The organism is Nostoc sp. DedSLP04 (genome assembly GCF_034530775.1).
GTDB lineage: Bacteria > Cyanobacteriota > Cyanobacteriia > Cyanobacteriales > Nostocaceae > Nostoc.
Genome location: NZ_JAVRCL010000016.1, coordinates 14,574 through 32,065 on the forward strand (window position 1 = coordinate 14,574; position 17,492 = coordinate 32,065).

Consider the following 17,492-nt stretch of genomic DNA (forward strand, 5'->3'; position numbering starts at 1 on the left):
CGACGCAGGAGCGTCATTACAGATTAGCTAAACAAGCTTCTGAACAGCGTTGCTAAAGTCTTCGTAAGGAGAAACCCCTACTATAGTTTCTGCTAAAATACCATCTTTAAAAATTAAAACTGCTGGAATACTGCGAAGACCGAATTTTTTGAAAATGGGCTTATTCCTGTCAACGTCTACCTTGACTACTTTAGCGCGACCTTTATATTCTTCGGCAAGTTGATCCATTAACGGACTGACTAAGCGACAGGGGCCACACCAAGTAGCAGTAAAATCAACAACAACAACTTTCTCTTCACTTCCATTTAAAACAACATCAAATTCACTTTCTTCAACGTAAGTAACTATGTCAGTATCAGTAGACATTTTTTAATTCCTTAGTGGCAAACTAAAATTTCAGCAAAAAACTAACTATACAAACTATACTCCCTTCTGAGTGTCAGATTCATTAGTTACCTACATTCATGGGAAAACTCCCGCAGATGATTTTTGCTGACGAGGGTATATTTAATTACTTATCATCTTTTTACGTAGGGTGCGATCGCATAACGCACATTACTATCTAAAAACCCATACCTTCAAGGCGTAGAAGCGTCAACAGTCATCCTCCTGACCAAATAATTCTAACAACCCAATTGTGCCGACAAAAAAAGTATAAGTAGCATATTTTATTGGTATCTTTTGTCTTGAAGGTGCATAAAAAGCTGCTATAATACTTTCAATAAAATGGCATATCATTGCAAAACGCTCAATCCAAAAAATTGGATTAAGGCTGCTTGGTACATGAATGTTAGTTATTACTGCATAAATATTCCACGATTCCAATCCAATTGCGCTTGTTATCAGCGCTGTAGATATAATTTTTATAAAGATATAAATCTTTTTCTTGATAAACTTTAAGTCCATACTGCCCAAAATAATATTTAACATATCTACAATACTTGGAAAATTAACCAAAAAGTTAATATGTGTTGTCTAAAAATTTGCCTTAAGCCAACCAATTTTATTTTATAATTTTCATTTTTACAAAAGTCTATAAAAATATAAATATGCTACACAGGTAAATTAGCACAGCTAGCTATATGCCCTCACGATGATAACCTCTATATTAGTAACTTACAAAAAAGAAATTATCCCAAATTATTCGTACATTTGTATTAGGGGCGCACATTTGGGCATCCCTAAAATAAGATGTTTTTTAACTGGAAGTACCTGAAGTCAATATTCCCAAAATTTTGAGAAGAGAACAGATTAAAAACTACGAACGAGCGAGATTAAATCGCCAGATATTTAAAAAATGACAAAAGTGTGGAATAATACATAAGTGGAAAATTTAATTGAACTCTATAGATTGATAATAAATGTAAAGCTATGATTGCTCAACATTACAACTCAATTCATGTTGAAAATGACTTGCTTAAACAAATCAAAATTAAAGAAAATCAGCTAAAAATTGCACAAGAGTCTGAGATGCTTCATGTAGCAGAAGAATTACAGAGTCAATTATTAAAGCTACAATCTCAATTATCAGAGCCGCAAGAGCAAGACGTTGAAATTCAAGCGTTGATGAGTTTGCTAGACGAATAAAATTGTAAAATTTTGTTGCGAAATTTATTGGTAATACAAAACCTCTGTTGCCCAAAAGCAAAGCATAGTGATTGTGATGTCTGGGAATGTAGCTTATGTGCTACAGCTTAAGAATTAACAAGACAAGCAAAAGCCATAGAAGAGTGATGATTCTTACTTAGATAAGACGTTGGGGTTTTTGCTGAGTATGTGGTCTTTTGCTTTGCGGTACTGAATCAATCTTCAGAATAGGTTTAATTGGGCGCTGTTGTCTTTGATTAAGAATTTGAATTTCTCTCTCAATTGAATCTTTTCCTTGTCTAAAAAATTCTTGAGAATTATATGGAACCAAGTCACGGGATAAATGTTGAGCTTGTCTTGGAGTCAAACTAGGAACTGCTTGTTCAGCATTGGCACAAGTCTGTACAGCCAGTAAAAAAGCTGTTGAAAGCACCAAAGGTTTTATTTTTATACATCCGGTAAATATTAGGTTTAACATAGTTGATAGATCGGTTACGTGAAGACAGTTTCCAACCATATTAGTGTTGGTCTGATTATAAATAAAGTAGACTTATTCCCTTGCTAATTACCTCCTACAAATGGATGAATTATCAATTAATCAGCTAAACTATTAGTATAGTACAGCGTAAATACAGCTACTATCTAAATTAACCAGATAAGTTGCTCAAGCAACTGGTTAAAGTTAGACAAACCTTCCACTACTTGAAATTTCGATGGATGTTGAAAACAAGAGAATTGTGCTATTCAGTAGCTAATGGTATTTTCGCCTTTTGAAACACCTGCTCAACAGTAAATTGCAGTCCCTCAAACAAAGAATCTGTGAGTAGTTCTTCTCCCATATAAGTTTGTGGTGCTGCATCGGGATAAAAAACAGTAATGCTTCTGGCTTTACTATCTAATATCCACACTCGCAGCACCTTAGCATCTAAATAGTCTTTGGCTTTAGCCGCCATTTGTCCAAAAGTTTGCCCTGGGGAAATAATCTCAATTACCAAATCAGGAGGAACAGGACAAGCTTCATTTTCATCCCAGTTGGCGGGTAAACGCTCATAAGAAATGTATAAAATATCTGGAATTGGCATCCAATCTCGTCCTCGACGAGTTAAGGCAACAGCCCATTCCGGGCAAACTTCTCCTTTACCCTCACACGATTGCTCAATCAAATTGAGAATAACGCGGGTAAGTTTCGCGTAAAAAAATTTTGCTTGTATTTTAGGACTTGCTTGACCATCAACAAGCTCATAAGTTACATCTCCCTCGCCTGGTGGAAGATTTAGGAACTCTTGCAAAGTTAATTGATTTTTGGCTTGGAGTATCATGACTCATTAATTCGTAATTGAGGGACAGAGCAACTAACTTTTATTCTGACTCCTGTTAGCGGTAGCGGGGCGTTTAGCCCATTCTGACTTCTGAATTCTTCTTCAAATTGTTCGCATTCCCCGCAACACTTGCCGAATAATATCCGATGGCACTTCATCGGTAATTGTTACCACACCAATCTCTGTTGGTAAAACAAACCGAACTTTCCCGGCTTGGACTTTCTTATCTAATTGCAACGCCTCAATAATTGCTTCAATATCTACCCCATCTGGTAACTGAGTCGGTAAACCCGCTTTTTGAATTAAAGCGTTTTGACGTTCTGTGTCTTCCTTTTGCCACAGTCCTAAATCCACAGCAATTTGACCGGCTGCTACCATACCAATAGCTACCGCTTCACCATGATTTACTAGACGATAACCAGTCAAACTTTCCACTGTATGACCGATGGTGTGTCCATAATTGAGAATTGCGCGTAATCCGCCTTCTTTCTCATCTTTGCTAACAACATCAGCTTTCGCTTGACAAGAGCGCGTTAATATGTTTGTTATTAGGTCAGGTTTGACATAGCGGAGTTGGTCGAGGCGTTTACTTGCTTCCAACTGGGCAAACAATTCGGCATCCCAAATCACGCCGTACTTAATAACTTCTGCCATTCCTGCCCGAAACTCGCGCATAGGGAGAGTTTTTAACACATCTGGGTCAATCAAAACTAAACGCGGTTGATGGAATGCCCCAATTAAGTTTTTACCGTGGGGATGATTCACGCCAGTTTTGCCACCAATCGCCGAATCTACCATCGCTAACAAAGAGGTAGGCACTTGGACAACATTAATACCGCGTAGCCAAGTTGCGGCCGCAAAGCCAGTCATATCGCCAATTACACCTCCGCCCAAAGCCACCATCGTAGAAGAACGTTCTAGACGGTTTTCTAAGGCTACATGGTAGAGTTTTTGGATGGAATTGAGGGTTTTGTAGCGTTCACCAGGCGGTAGAGTGCAGCTAGCAACTTCAAATCCAGCAGATTTTAGGGATTTAATTGATCTTTCGCCAAAATGCTTAAAAATCGTCGGATTAGAAACTAGCAGTACCTTCTTGCCCAGCTTGAGACTGACCATCCGTTGACCCAGTTGATCTAAACTCGAAGGTGCGTTAGCGTAGCTCAACGAAGTTATCGCAATCTCATAAGACTGCTCTGGTAGATTTACATTAATTACAGAAGTCATTGCCCAACCCCAAACAAGCGTCCGTGGGCTGTATTGTATCGCAATCTAGAAAATGGGCATAGGGCATTGGGGATTGGGGATTGGTAAGAATCAGGGAAGCAGGGGGAGAAGTTGCAGTAACTATTTCTCTTCTACCCCCATACCCAATGCCCCATGCCCCATGCCCAATGCCCAATGCCCAATACCCAACAACTAATGATTCAATAGATTTAGGAAGTATTCTGGAGAGCAATAAATGTTTGCAATTGTATCTTATATCGTCTTCTTGGGTTTATTCTTTGGCTTATCTGTAGGATTGCTGTTCGGTCTACGGACTGCCAAAATAATTTAATCGAGGTATATTCAACCCAAGACTCTTGTGGGGGCGGGCATCTTGCCTGCCCTCAGTTTACAAATAGGCTATAAAACCTTTACTTTTTCACCAAGTCCGGCAACGTGGACTTGGTAAAATTGCTGTAGGCTTTAGTCCGTCGGTACTTACTGCCTGATGTTGACAAGAAGTTAATTGTTTTTTCCTAAAGTATTGTTACCGCATCGTGATATGATTCAGCTGACTGAATGTGCAGTCATCATATTTAACTGTACTGGTTTCAAGTCCCGTGAGCTTGTCAGACGAATCAATTGCGCCCACTCCGACAACGCAACAAGATGCTAAAACTGGTTCTGGAGGCACAGAATCAGGTAACTCCATGCAAGAGTTCCATGAACTCTTCCAGCGATTGTTGGTAATCACGCTTGTCTTGACGGGGGTTATTTTTATCTCTGTGTGGATTTTTTATTCCTTAAACATTGCCCTAAATTATTTAATTGGGGCGTGTACAGGTGTGGTTTACTTAAAAATGTTGGCTAGAGACGTTGAGCAGCTTGGTAGTCAGAAAACCAGTCTGAGTAAAACTCGTTTTGCTCTGTTTATTGGAGTGATGATCGTGGCAACTCAATGGCGTGAGCTACAGATTCTGCCCATTTTTTTGGGATTTCTAACTTACAAAGCCACGCTCTTCGTCTATATGGTGCAAATTGCGTTCATTCCTGATTCTTAAAAAGTCAGGCTCACAAAGATAGTAATCCCATCCTCGCTCGTTGGGGAAAATGCTTGAAGAATGCAAATGCTTAGTGTCTTAAACGCCTTTAATTCTTTTCCCCTCGCCGAATTAGAAGTAGGACATCATTTCTACTGGCAGTTGGGCAATCTTAAAATTCATGGGCAAGTTTTTCTCACCTCATGGTTTGTGATTAGTATTCTAGTAGTGGCTTCAATAGCTGCTACTCGCAACGCACAAAGAATTCCCAAGGGCATCCAGAATTTGATGGAATATGCCTTAGAATTTATTCGCGATCTGGCAAAAAACCAACTTGGTGAGAAAGAGTACCGCCCTTGGGTGCCATTTATTGGCACATTGTTCTTGTTTATTTTCGTATCGAACTGGTCAGGCGCGTTAATTCCCTGGAAGCTCATCAAGCTACCTTCAGGCGAGTTGGCTGCTCCCACCAATGACATCAATACGACTGTTGCATTAGCATTGCTAACTTCCTTAGCGTACTTTTACGCAGGTTTTAGCAAGCGGGGTTTAGGCTACTTTAAGAAATATATAGAGCCAACACCCGTTTTGTTGCCGATCGCAATTCTAGAAGATTTCACCAAACCCCTCTCCCTAAGCTTCCGGCTATTTGGTAATATTTTGGCGGATGAATTGGTTGTAGCGGTGTTGGTGCTGCTAGTTCCTCTATTTGTACCTCTGCCTGTAATGGCCTTGGGTTTATTTACCAGTGCCATTCAAGCTCTGGTTTTCGCCACCCTAGCCGGAGCATACATTCATGAGGCAATGGAGGGGCATGGTGGAGAAGAACATGAGGAGCATTAAACTTCTCAGTTGATAGCACAGTCAAGAAGAGCATATTCGCTCAAAACATCGCAAAGCGCGATCGAAAGAACTCCTGTGCAGCGTGAAAATCACGTTTCTAATCGTTAACGTAATGTCTGTTAGTTTTGTAATCAAAGCAAGGAAAATCAACATGGATCCATTAGTTCAGGCTGCTTCAGTTCTCGCTGCTGCTTTAGCGATTGGTTTAGCTGCAATTGGCCCTGGTATTGGTCAAGGAAACGCTGCTGGACAAGCAGTAGAAGGTATTGCTCGTCAACCTGAAGCAGAAGGAAAAATTCGCGGTACTCTGCTATTAACCTTGGCATTCATGGAATCCTTGACTATCTATGGTCTAGTAATTGCCCTGGTATTGCTGTTTGCTAATCCTTTCGGCTAATACCTGAAATTTTTGTGAGTGTGGAGACGTGAACCATCACGCCTCTACAATCGAAATGTTTTAGGTATCTCAATAGTTATAATGTTCAGTTGACCCTTGTTGGCTATGGGTCTCTAAAATATGAAAGGTTGGATGATGTTGCTAGCCATGAAAACTGCTACTCCAGCCAAAGAGGAGACAAATGTTTGATTTCGATGCTACCTTGCCCTTCATGGCATTGCAATTCCTGCTACTAGCAGCTTTGTTGAATGCAATTTTCTATAAGCCACTGACCAAGGTACTAGACGATCGCGATAGTTATATCCGAACGAATACCCTTGAGGCGAAAGAAAGCTTGGCAAAAGCCGAGCGTTTAGCCGCCGAATATGAGCAACAACTCGCAGACGCTCGTAGACAATCGCAAGCTACTCTAGAAGCAGCTCAACTGGAAGCTAAAAAAATTACTGCCGAGAAAATCGCTGAAGCCCAAAAGGAAGCTCAGTCTCAACGAGAACAAGCTTCTGTTGAAATAGAACAACAAAAGCAAGAAGCTTTTCGCACCTTAGAGCAACAAGTTGATGCTTTAAGCCGGCAGATTCTAGAAAAACTATTGGGGCCAACTCCAGTTAGATAAGCTAACTAGACTGGCTCTGCGAAAGCATACGCGCAACTGGGCCCTAGTCCAGAGCGCAAAATTTAAGTGTCAAATAAAGGCACTTTTTCCCTTCTGGGGAAAGATACTTAATTTCCTTACGGGGAAAAGATACTTAAATTTCCTTCCCTTGGGAAAAATACAACGTATTAGCAAGCGAGCAGCGCACTTGTAAATGGGTATCATGGGGACATTCTTATTACTTGCCGCAGAAGCGAACGCTGTTCACTCTGAATTGGCAGAAGGCGCAGCAGAAGGTGGTTTCGGTCTAAACCTAGACATTTTTGAAACCAATCTGATTAATCTAGCGATTCTGGTTGGCATCTTATTCTACTTTGGACGTAAAGTTTTAAGCAATATCCTGAACGAGCGACAATCCAATATTGCCACCGCAATTCAGGAAGCAGAAGGGCGCTTAAAAGAGGCAAAGACTGCCCTTTCCCAAGCGCAAGAGCAGTTGAAGCAATCTCAGGCAGAAGCAGAACGTATCCGCCAATCGGCCACAGAAAACGCCCAAAAGACGAAAGAAGCCTTGTTGGCGAAGGCAGCGCAAGACGTAGAACGCTTGAAACAAACAGCAGCAGCAGATTTAAATACCGAAACAGAGCGAGCGATCGCTCAACTGCGGCAAAGAGTTGCTGCACTAGCATTGCAAAAAGTCGAATCGCAACTCAAAGGCGGGATTGCCGACGATGCTCAACAAAGTTTAATTGACCGCAGCATCGCACAACTGGGAGGCAATGTATGACAAGTCAGGTAGCAACAGCCGAAATAGCCCAGCCCTATGCACAGGCACTTTTGTCAATAGCGCAATCGAAAAATTTGACAGAAGAGTTCGGGGAAGATGCGCGTACTTTACTGGGACTCTTAAGAGCCGACAAACAGCTACAAAACTTCTTCAGCAACCCGTTTATTCAGGCTGAGAACAAAAAAGCTCTCATCAAACAAATACTCGGTGAAGGCTCTAACCCCTACTTACGCAACTTTTTGTTAGTGCTAGTAGACAAACGCCGCATTGCATTCTTGGAATCAATTTTTCAACAATATCTGGCGCTGTTGCGGCAGCTGAATCAAACCGTATTAGCGGAAGTAATTTCAGCCGTTCCCCTCACAGAAGCTCAACAGCAGGCAATCATCCAAAAGGTCATTGCCATCAGTAATGCTCGCCAGGTAGAACTAGAAACCAAGGTAGACAGCGAGTTAATTGGTGGTGTAATCATTAAAGTAGGTTCGCAGGTAATTGATGCCAGTATCCGGGGTCAGTTGCGTCGCCTTTCATTGCGCTTAACTAATAGCTAGAAAGTTAGGAGTAGAGACGCGATTAATCGCGTCTGTACAGGAGTTAGGAGTTAGAAGTTAGGAGTTAAGAGTTAAGTAAACAATAATTTATTTTGACTTTTAACTTTTAACCTTTGCTTTTTTAACTCATCCGTCTTAACTCATCACTCTTAACTCATCACTCCTAACTATTGAATTTTCCCGTCTCGAAAGCAAACAAGATAGACACATGAGCATATCAATTAGACCTGACGAAATTAGCAGCATTATCCAACAACAAATCGAGCAATACGATCAAGAGGTCAAAGTTGCTAACGTTGGTACCGTGCTACAAGTAGGTGACGGTATTGCCCGGATCTATGGTCTGGAAAAGGCTATGGCTGGGGAACTCTTAGAATTTGAAGATGGCACAATTGGCATCGCCCAAAACTTAGAAGAAGACAACGTGGGCGCGGTGCTTATGGGTGAAGGGTTGGAAATTCAAGAAGGTAGTTCTGTAACTGCTACCGGTAGAATTGCCCAAATTCCAGTAGGAGAAGCCTTAATTGGACGAGTTGTAGACGCTTTGGGTCGTCCCATTGATGGTAAAGGAGACATCAAATCCTCAGACAGCCGTTTGATTGAATCTCCAGCACCAGGTATCATTGCTCGTCGGTCAGTACACGAACCCATGCAAACGGGGATTACAGCTATTGACTCAATGATTCCCATCGGTCGCGGTCAACGGGAATTGATTATTGGCGATCGCCAAACCGGCAAAACTGCGATCGCAATCGACACAATCATCAACCAAAAAGAAGAAGATGTAATTTGTGTCTACGTTGCGATCGGTCAAAAGGCTTCCACAGTCGCCAACGTAGTACAAACATTGCAAGAAAAAGGCGCACTTGATTACACCGTCGTCGTCACCGCTAGCGCCAGCGAACCAGCAACCCTACAATACTTAGCTCCTTACACAGGCGCAACTATTGCCGAGTACTTTATGTACAAAGGCAAAGCTACCCTGGTAATTTATGACGATCTCTCCAAGCAAGCCCAAGCTTATCGCCAAATGTCACTACTGCTGCGTCGTCCACCCGGACGCGAAGCTTACCCTGGAGATGTATTCTACATTCACTCCCGCTTGCTAGAAAGAGCAGCAAAGCTAAGTGACGAATTAGGTAAAGGCAGTATGACCGCCCTACCAATCATCGAAACCCAAGCTGGTGACGTTTCAGCATACATCCCCACCAACGTAATTTCCATTACCGATGGTCAGATATTTCTGTCTTCTGACTTGTTCAACGCTGGTATCCGTCCGGCTGTGAACCCCGGTATTTCTGTATCCCGCGTGGGTTCTGCTGCGCAAACCAAAGCAATGAAAAAAGTTGCTGGGAAGATTAAATTGGAACTAGCCCAATTTGACGACCTGCAAGCCTTCGCTCAATTTGCTTCTGACTTAGATAAAGCCACTCAAGACCAGTTGGCACGGGGTCAACGGTTACGCGAACTCCTCAAGCAGCCACAAAATTCGCCACTCTCAGTATACGAGCAAGTAGCAATTCTATACGCTGGTATCAATGGTTACTTAGATGACGTTTCCGTAGATAAAGTCACAACCTTTACCCAAGGTTTGCGCGAGTACTTAAAGACTGGTAAGTACGCCGAAGGAGTAAGAGCCTCCAAAGCGCTAGGTGATGCAGAAGAAGCTGCCTTAAAGGAAGCACTTACCGAATACAAGAAGACCTTCAAAGCAGCAGCGTAATTAAAGTGAGGAGTGAAGAGTTAAGAGTTAAAAGTTAATGAAATACTCCTACCTCTTAACTCCTAACTCCTAACTCCTAACTCCTAACTCAAGAATATGGCCAATCTAAAAGCAATACGCGATCGCATTCAGTCGGTCAAAAACACCAAAAAAATCACAGAAGCCATGCGTCTGGTAGCTGCGGCTAGAGTGCGCCGGGCGCAAGAACAAGTGCTAGCGACTCGCCCCTTTGCCGATCGCTTGGCACAAGTATTGTATGGTTTGCAAAGCCGTCTGCGGTTTGAAGAAGCAAACTTGCCACTGCTGAGAAAACGCCAAGTTAAATCAGTCGGGTTGTTGGTAATTTCAGGCGATCGCGGTCTATGCGGCGGCTACAATAGTAACGTTATCCGTCGTGCAGAAAATCGCGCCAAGGAAATCAAGGCAGAAGGTTTAAACTATCAATTTGTGTTAGTCGGACGGAAAGCTACACAGTACTTTCAGCGCCGCAATCAGCCAATTGACGCCACCTACAGCGGCTTAGAGCAAATTCCCACCGCAGCAGAAGCTAATCAGATTGCTGACCAACTACTTTCCTTGTTCCTTTCGGAAGAAGTTGACCGCATCGAATTAATTTACACCAGATTCCTTTCCTTAGTTAGCTCCCGTCCTGTGATACAAACTCTATTGCCCCTCGATCCGCAAGGTCTAGAAGCAGGCGATGATGAAATCTTCCGCTTGACAACCCGTGGCGGTAAATTTGAAGTTGAACGGGAGAAAGTGACTAGCCAAGCCCGCACGTTGGCTCCTGACATGATCTTTGAGCAAGATCCAGTGCAGATTCTCGATTCTCTATTGCCCCTGTATCTGAGTAACCAGCTATTGCGGGCGCTACAAGAATCGGCGGCTAGCGAACTAGCAGCGCGGATGACAGCCATGAGTAATGCCAGTGAAAATGCTGGTGAATTGATTAACACCCTCACGCTGTCCTACAACAAAGCCCGACAAGCTGCAATTACTCAAGAACTCCTAGAAGTTGTTGGTGGTGCTGAAGCACTAACTTAGAAAAATACTTGTTGTGGATCGTCGTAAATAGCCAATCGCTAATTTTAAAACCATTAACGATTGGCTATTTTGAGTAATGGCAACCATATATCCTGACTTTGATAATTACGAATTACGAATTACGAATTACGAATTAAGAATCGCGTACTATAATTGAAATATGAAGCGCATGGGTCCGTCACGGTTTCGACAGGTTGGCGAACGCTGCTCTGTGATTCAGGTCGAGAGTGAGTCTCCTCTCGCAAATCAAAGGCTCAAACAAAAAGTAAATGCGAATAACATCGTTAACTTTGCTCGTAAGGATGCTCTAGTAGCAGCCTAAAACACCTCTTATAGGTTCGAGCGTCTTCGGTTTGACTCCGTTAAGGACTGAAGACCAAACCCCAACGGATGCTCTAGTAAGCGTTCTCTGGTTGGCTTGCTGGCTAAGATTAAATCAGAGCATCCTACGTTCGGGATAATGAACGATTCCCGCCTTGAGGGTCAGAAAGGCTAAACCTGTGAATGAGCGGGGGGTCAATACCCAATTTGGACAGCAGTTCGACTCTGCTCGGATCCACTAAAAATAGTTAACAAGTCCACTTGACACTGTGATGTGTAAGTGGGCTTTGTTTTATGGACAACTCCATCATAATTTTCTATAATGCACAGTTAACTTGAGTTCAACGGCTAAAATAGCAATACCCTTCAGTGAAGCTCAAAATTTTTGGTAAAGATGCGAAACTGGACTGTTATCCTGCTGCGCTAAGGTGTCTCTACAATTTTCTCGGCAAACCTTAAACAAAAATGTGTAGACTTCAGCCCTTAAGCCCAAATAACACCAAAAAGCGCAACAAGTATTATCTCTGCAAAAAGCAGGAACTTTTCAAGAATATAATCTTGGTTTTCAACCAAAATCTAGCGATCGCTACCCAAACGAAACAAGCGATTCGATTCCAAGATGGTGTAATCAGCTAATCACGCTGTTTCTGGGTTTGTGTGCGCTTCCAAGCCTTCTTCCTCTTTTTTTCAGTACCCGTCGTAGTCGATCTGCACTCAAGTTTACTTGACGCTCAGATGCTAGTTTTTTTGCTAATTGTTTAGAGTTATAAGTCTCTGACTCTTGAGCTAAACAATTTTCGAGATAAACCAAATCTGATTCTGAATATCGTGGTTTTCCTCCTCGGCCAGGAGCATCCCATAAACCTGCTAAACCCATTTTTTCCCAGCGATGAAGGGTTTGACGCACTGTTGAAATCGCCCAATTCAAGCCTTTTGCAATTTGCTCATTTTTTAAGCCGCGAGTATTCAGCAGTAAAACTTGAGCGCGATCCTTAGTACGTTGAGGAACATCTTTGGCTTTTCTCAATTCTTCTAAAGTTAGCTTTTCTTCTTCTGTGAGAAACACTTTTAATCGGCATCCCATAAACAATAACCTTTTACAAAATCAATTTTTGTCATTTTTGTATCTATTTACGCCTGTATACTGAAACTATTTAGGTATTTCATAATACATTTTAAATATCTTAACTACAAGTATTAGGGATGTCGGCGTTTATAAGGCTACTACGCAATAAGTATTGGCTTGGGAAAACTATCAAAATTTGCATTTTTTCATCAACAATGGATTTTGATAAGAAGTTCGGCACATCAAGATTACACATTAACCTATATAGGTAAACTTATCTGATAGCCTGAAGCTGTAGCTTATAGCTATAACAAGAAAAATTTGTTGGCGTTATCTTGATTAATGTTTAAAGTCGATAATAAAGGACTGTATCATTAAATTCCTGAGATTATTCTTATGCTTACGGAGGTTTATCGAAACTTTAAAAATTATTTTTATGCTAGTTTCCTTTTAGATGAGTGGAAAAATATATACAAGCCTACTTTCTTTTTATTCAACTAGTCTCTGGAAATTTGCCTTGATTATCTCCAAAAAAATATCTTTTTTATCGACTTTACATAAAGTTTATATTCTCTGCACCATATTTTTGATTAAGACAAGATATTGAATACCCATTGAATAAACGCTTTTTGGAAGCCTAATAAGGTTTGTCCTACTTTTCCCACTTTTCCTACCTTTCCTACCTTTCCTACCTTTCCTACCTTTCCTACTTTTTTTAATTAAGTGAGTACCCGAAAAACATAAATTTTCCTATTTTATACTTTATAAATATATTTTTTGACAATATGAAATATTAAAAGTAATCTCGACTTGGTAGGTAGACCAGCAATATAATAATAGTAAAATTATATCTTTCTAGTTAAAAATATAATTACTATGATATTTTTAAATTAAGATAAAACCAGATAAATAGCAAAAACAAGTACTCAGTAAAATTTAGGAATCAATTAATATTTAGTATATTTTTTGAGTCATATTTTTTGCTAAAAAACAGCAATAATTGATACAAGTTAAATTTTTAAAAAACTGATATTCATTACAACTTCAAAGAAAAATAATAGAGAGAATGGGGGCAGAAGAAAAACCTGTTAATTTGCGCTCGGAGACGAATAATGGTAACGATGTCTACGACCGGCAAGGCCCACGCAGAGAACGTTCAACATCGGTTAACTATACAAACTGTAGAAATTGCCCCTAACACAACGGCGATTCGCTCTCTTGACTGGGATCGCGATCGCTTTGATATCGAATTCGGACTGCAAAACGGTACAACCTACAATTCATATCTAATTAGGGGCGAACAAACAGTTTTGATTGATACTTCTCACCAGAAGTTTCGCGATCTGTATTTAGAGACTCTCAAAAGTCTTGTCAACCCCAAAACAATTGATTACATAATTGTTAGTCACACAGAGCCAGACCATAGCGGCTTGGTAGAAGATGTCCTTCAATTAGCTCCTAGAGCCACTGTTTTAGCCTCAAAAGTTGCACTGCAATTCCTTGAGGGATTAGTACACGATCCTTTTTCCAAGCGGGTTGTGAAAACTGGCGATCGCATCGATATCGGCAAAGGGCACGAAATGGAATTCGTGAGTGCGCCTAACCTGCACTGGCCGGATACAATCTTTAGCTTTGACCGCAAAACCCAAATTCTCTACACCTGTGATGCTTTTGGAATGCACTTCTGTGACGATCGCACCTTCGACGAAGATTTAGAAGCGATCGAAGCGGACTTTAGGTTTTATTACGACTGCTTGATGGGCCCTAACGCTCGTTCGCTGCTGAATGCGATGAAGCGGATGGGCGATCTCGGAAAGATTAATATTATCGCCAATGGTCACGGGCCATTATTATACCACCATTTAGATGTTCTAACCGGGTGCTACGAAAATTGGAGCCAAAGACAAGCGAAAGCAGAAACAACAGTTGGCTTGTTTTTTGTCTCAGAATATGGATATGGCGAACGCCTTGGTCACGCAATTGCCGAAGGTATCCTGAAAACTGGCGTTGGCGTAGAAGTACTGGATCTGAGTACTGCTGAAAGCCAAGAAATTCAAGAATTAGCTGGGAGAGCAGCTGGCATCATTATCGGGATGCCTCCAACTACCTCCGCCGCCGCCCAAGCTAGTATCAGTTCGGTGCTAGCTGTCGCCAAGAACAAGCAATTTCTTGGGCTGTTTGAATGTTACGGTGGGGATGATGAACCCATTGATACACTCCGCAGACAATTTCTTGACTCTGGCATCAAAGAAGCTTTTCCACCCATTCGGATTAAAGAGACTCCCAGCGCCTCAACATTCCAGTTGTGTGAAGAAGCGGGTAAAGACATCGGACAATTGCTAGTGCGCGATCGCAACATCAAGCAAATCAAGTCCCTTGATGTCAACATGGAAAAGGCACTGGGTCGCATTAGCAGCGGACTATATATAGTCACCACGAAAAAAGATAATGTCTCAAGTGCAATGCTGGCATCTTGGGTAACGCAAGCGAGTTTGCAACCATTAGGATTCACAATTGCCGTTGCTAAAGACCGCGCCATTGATTCCTTAATGCAAGTAGGCGATCGCTTCGTCCTCAACGTTTTGGAAGAAGGCAATTATCAAGAACTCAAGAAACACTTCCTCAAGCGCTTGCATCCTGGTGCTGACCGCTTTGCAGGAGTGAAAACTCAAATTGCGAAAAACGGTTCGCCGATTCTGACTGATGCTTTGGCATACATGGAATGTGAAATCCAGACCAGCATGGAATGCAGCGACCACTGGATATTATACTGCACCGTCCAAGAAGGTCGTGTCTCCAAAAACGATGGATTGACAGCCGTTCGCCATCGCAAAGTAGGTAATTACTACTAGGGATTAGGGATTGGGTATTGGGTATTGGGGATTGGGAAAACTCTTCCCCAGTCCCCATTCCCCATTCCCCAGTCTCTGTTCCCCAGTCCCCAGTCCCCAGTCCCCATTCCCCATTCCCCAGTCTCTGTTCCCCAACTATAAAACAGCTATGACCAATTCCAAGCCACGCGACGTACAAGTTTTACCAATTGCTACCAATACTAAGGCTATCAGAGCGCGTAGTTGGTCACGTCTGCGGTTTGAAATTGAATACGCACTTGAAAGAGGTACTACTTCCAATTGCTATTTAATTGAAGCTGATAAAACCGCACTTATCGATCCACCGCCAGAAAGCTTTACCGAAATTTATTTAGAGGCATTGCGGCAGACTTTAGATTTGCAAAGTTTGGATTATATAATCTTGGGTCATTTTAGTCCCAATCGAGTTGCAACCCTCAAAGCAATTTTAGAACTAGCACCACAGGTAACTTTTGTCTGTTCTCTTCCTGGTGCGAACAATTTGCGTGCTGCTTTCTTAGAGCAAGATTTAAATGTCTTGGTGATGCGGGGGAAAGAAACTCTGGATTTAGGCAAGGGTCATGTTTTGAAATTCTTACCCACTCCGAGTCCGCGTTGGCCGGAAGGACTTTGTACCTACGACCAGCAAACCCAAATTCTCTACACAGATAAGTTATTTGCAACTCATCTTTGTGGTGATGATGTGTTTGATGATAACTGGGAAGCGCTCAAAGAAGACCAGCGTTACTACTTTAACTGCCTGATGGCTCCCCAAACTCCTCATGTGCAAGCAGCTTTGGAGAAAATATCAGATTTGCAGGTGAGAATGTATGCTGTAGGTCACGGGCCCTTGGTACGCACCGGCTTAATCGAACTTACCAAAGCTTATGGAGAGTGGAGCCGTTCTCACAACGATCGCGAAATTTCCGTTGCCTTACTTTACGCTTCAGCTTACGGAAATACAGCGACTTTAGCACAAGCGATCGCTCTGGGATTAACTAAAGGTGGAGTCGCCGTCAAATCGATTAACTGCGAATTTGCTACCCCTGATGAAATTCGCATCAACCTCGCACAGTCAGAGGGTTTTATCATCGGTTCTCCTACTATTGGTGGTCATGCGCCAACTCCGATTCATACTGCTTTAGGGATTGTGCTATCGAGTGGTGACAACAGCAAACTCGCTGGAGTTTTTGGTTCCTACGGCTGGAGTGGCGAAGCCTTTGACTTAATCGAAGGTAAACTCCGGGATGCTGGGTATCGCTTCGGTTTTGACACTTTGAAGGTGAAGTTTAAACCTGATGATGTTACCCTCAAGTTCTGTGAAGAATTAGGTACAGACTTTGCCCAAGTACTGAAAAAGGCTAAAAAGGTACGCGTACCCCAACAAGCGGCTACTCCAGTGGAACAGGCTGTTGGTCGGATTGTTGGTTCCGTCTGTGTGGTGACAGCGAAACTTGGAGAAGTGTCTACCGCGATGTTAGGCGCTTGGGTTTCTCAAGCCACCTTCAACCCACCCGGAATAACAGTGGCGATCGCTAAAGAGCGAGCGATCGAATCTTTGATGTATCCAGGCGGTAAGTTTGCCTTAAATATTTTACCTGAAGGCAATCATCAAGATTACATGAAACATTTCCGTAAATCTTTCGCGCCTGGGGAAGATCGATTTGCCAACTTTAGTACAGCAGTTGCAGATAACGGTTGTACTGTCCTCACTGATGCATCAGCATATTTGGAATGTTCAGTCAACCAACGTCTGGAATGTGGCGATCATTGGGTTGTGTATGCAACTGTAGATGAAGGGAAATTACTCAAGCCTGATGCTGTGACTGCCATTAACCATCGCAAAACTGGCACTCATTATTAACTTTTATTGGTACTCTCCAATTTAGGAGATTACCGTGCAATGCGACTCTAGCAGCATTTTTGCTACTTACTCAGTGTGCTAGGGATACAATCAACCACCCTAGATGTCTGCACATCTGATAAATCCACCTACACATGAGAGTGATAGGTGGATTAATTTTTTTTGCTGAGAAGAATGCGTTTAGAAAAAACAGCAATGGTTAAACACACGTATCTACATAATAAATTCATATTTTCTTTAGCATAAATTTACACGTATAGAATTTAACATACACAAAATATGATTAAGTAAAGGTTATGAAGCTAT

The 17,492-nt window shown here is 42.0% G+C and carries 19 protein-coding genes and 1 other RNA gene; 14 read left to right on the plus strand and 6 right to left on the minus strand.

Annotated features, from left to right (window positions below):
• Positions 1 to 27 precede the first annotated feature (27 nt).
• Together trxA and RMX89_RS11780 are read right to left on the minus strand one after the other, a co-directional pair.
• The gene (gene trxA / locus RMX89_RS11775; RefSeq protein WP_322674300.1) at positions 28 to 366 is read right to left on the minus strand and encodes a thioredoxin; all 339 of its coding nucleotides are present in this window, start codon (positions 364 to 366) and stop codon (positions 28 to 30) included.
• A gap of 228 nt (positions 367 to 594) precedes the next feature.
• Complete coding sequence (locus RMX89_RS11780; RefSeq protein ID WP_322689115.1) at positions 595 to 906, minus strand: hypothetical protein; 312 nt, start codon at positions 904 to 906, stop codon at positions 595 to 597.
• Between the two features lie 465 nt (positions 907 to 1,371).
• Here RMX89_RS11780 and RMX89_RS11785 point away from each other — a divergent pair, with 465 nt between their 5' ends.
• Entirely contained in the window at positions 1,372 to 1,587 is a 216-nt protein-coding gene (locus tag RMX89_RS11785; RefSeq protein ID WP_099101757.1) for a hypothetical protein, read from the plus strand.
• A 157-nt stretch (positions 1,588 to 1,744) separates the two neighbouring features.
• Here RMX89_RS11785 and RMX89_RS11790 read toward each other — a convergent pair whose 3' ends face one another.
• From RMX89_RS11790 to aroB, 3 genes are all read right to left on the minus strand, one after another.
• Positions 1,745 to 2,065 (minus strand): hypothetical protein, encoded by a 321-nt coding sequence (locus RMX89_RS11790; RefSeq protein WP_322674302.1) that lies wholly within the window; start codon positions 2,063 to 2,065, stop codon positions 1,745 to 1,747.
• A gap of 262 nt (positions 2,066 to 2,327) precedes the next feature.
• Entirely contained in the window at positions 2,328 to 2,906 is a 579-nt protein-coding gene (locus tag RMX89_RS11795) for a Uma2 family endonuclease (protein WP_322689066.1), read from the minus strand.
• Between the two features lie 102 nt (positions 2,907 to 3,008).
• On the minus strand, positions 3,009 to 4,130 hold the full coding sequence (gene aroB, locus RMX89_RS11800) for a 3-dehydroquinate synthase (protein ID WP_322689067.1): 1,122 nt from the start codon (positions 4,128 to 4,130) through the stop codon (positions 3,009 to 3,011).
• A gap of 235 nt (positions 4,131 to 4,365) precedes the next feature.
• Between aroB and petL the strand changes: the two genes are divergently transcribed.
• From petL to RMX89_RS11855, 11 genes are all read left to right on the plus strand, one after another.
• Positions 4,366 to 4,461: a cytochrome b6-f complex subunit PetL gene (gene petL, locus RMX89_RS11805; protein ID WP_099101760.1), complete on the plus strand. Its 96-nt coding sequence runs from the start codon at positions 4,366 to 4,368 to the stop codon at positions 4,459 to 4,461.
• Positions 4,462 to 4,729: 268 nt separating this feature from the next.
• A complete protein-coding gene (locus RMX89_RS11810) occupies positions 4,730 to 5,170 on the plus strand; it encodes an ATP synthase subunit I (protein ID WP_322662783.1) in 441 nt (146 codons plus the stop codon).
• A 60-nt stretch (positions 5,171 to 5,230) separates the two neighbouring features.
• Entirely contained in the window at positions 5,231 to 5,992 is a 762-nt protein-coding gene (gene atpB / locus RMX89_RS11815; protein WP_012411161.1) for a F0F1 ATP synthase subunit A, read from the plus strand.
• 151 nt (positions 5,993 to 6,143) lie between these two features.
• Complete coding sequence (gene atpE, locus RMX89_RS11820; protein WP_012411162.1) at positions 6,144 to 6,389, plus strand: ATP synthase F0 subunit C; 246 nt, start codon at positions 6,144 to 6,146, stop codon at positions 6,387 to 6,389.
• Positions 6,390 to 6,570: 181 nt separating this feature from the next.
• Positions 6,571 to 7,002 (plus strand): F0F1 ATP synthase subunit B', encoded by a 432-nt coding sequence (locus RMX89_RS11825; protein ID WP_322674306.1) that lies wholly within the window; start codon positions 6,571 to 6,573, stop codon positions 7,000 to 7,002.
• 193 nt (positions 7,003 to 7,195) lie between these two features.
• On the plus strand, positions 7,196 to 7,768 hold the full coding sequence (locus tag RMX89_RS11830) for a F0F1 ATP synthase subunit B (RefSeq protein ID WP_322674307.1): 573 nt from the start codon (positions 7,196 to 7,198) through the stop codon (positions 7,766 to 7,768).
• The gene (gene atpH / locus RMX89_RS11835; RefSeq protein WP_322689068.1) at positions 7,765 to 8,319 is read left to right on the plus strand and encodes an ATP synthase F1 subunit delta; all 555 of its coding nucleotides are present in this window, start codon (positions 7,765 to 7,767) and stop codon (positions 8,317 to 8,319) included. Before RMX89_RS11830 ends, atpH begins: the two co-directional genes overlap by 4 nt.
• A 208-nt stretch (positions 8,320 to 8,527) precedes the next feature.
• On the plus strand, positions 8,528 to 10,042 hold the full coding sequence (gene atpA, locus RMX89_RS11840) for a F0F1 ATP synthase subunit alpha (protein WP_322689069.1): 1,515 nt from the start codon (positions 8,528 to 8,530) through the stop codon (positions 10,040 to 10,042).
• Between the two features lie 96 nt (positions 10,043 to 10,138).
• Complete coding sequence (locus RMX89_RS11845; protein ID WP_322674310.1) at positions 10,139 to 11,086, plus strand: F0F1 ATP synthase subunit gamma; 948 nt, start codon at positions 10,139 to 10,141, stop codon at positions 11,084 to 11,086.
• Positions 11,087 to 11,257: 171 nt separating this feature from the next.
• Positions 11,258 to 11,648: a transfer-messenger RNA gene (gene ssrA / locus RMX89_RS11850) on the plus strand.
• Between the two features lie 224 nt (positions 11,649 to 11,872).
• Positions 11,873 to 12,043: a hypothetical protein gene (locus RMX89_RS11855; protein ID WP_322689070.1), complete on the plus strand. Its 171-nt coding sequence runs from the start codon at positions 11,873 to 11,875 to the stop codon at positions 12,041 to 12,043.
• On the opposite strand, the gene RMX89_RS11860 is transcribed toward RMX89_RS11855, so the two are convergent.
• On the minus strand, positions 12,036 to 12,491 hold the full coding sequence (locus RMX89_RS11860; RefSeq protein WP_322674311.1) for a helix-turn-helix domain-containing protein: 456 nt from the start codon (positions 12,489 to 12,491) through the stop codon (positions 12,036 to 12,038). The genes RMX89_RS11855 and RMX89_RS11860 overlap by 8 nt on opposite strands.
• Positions 12,492 to 13,585: 1,094 nt before the next feature.
• Between RMX89_RS11860 and RMX89_RS11865 the strand changes: the two genes are divergently transcribed.
• Together RMX89_RS11865 and RMX89_RS11870 are read left to right on the plus strand one after the other, a co-directional pair.
• Complete coding sequence (locus tag RMX89_RS11865; RefSeq protein WP_322689071.1) at positions 13,586 to 15,325, plus strand: diflavin flavoprotein; 1,740 nt, start codon at positions 13,586 to 13,588, stop codon at positions 15,323 to 15,325.
• 148 nt (positions 15,326 to 15,473) lie between these two features.
• Positions 15,474 to 17,186: a diflavin flavoprotein gene (locus RMX89_RS11870; RefSeq protein WP_322684061.1), complete on the plus strand. Its 1,713-nt coding sequence runs from the start codon at positions 15,474 to 15,476 to the stop codon at positions 17,184 to 17,186.
• The last annotated feature ends 306 nt before the right edge of the window (positions 17,187 to 17,492 follow it).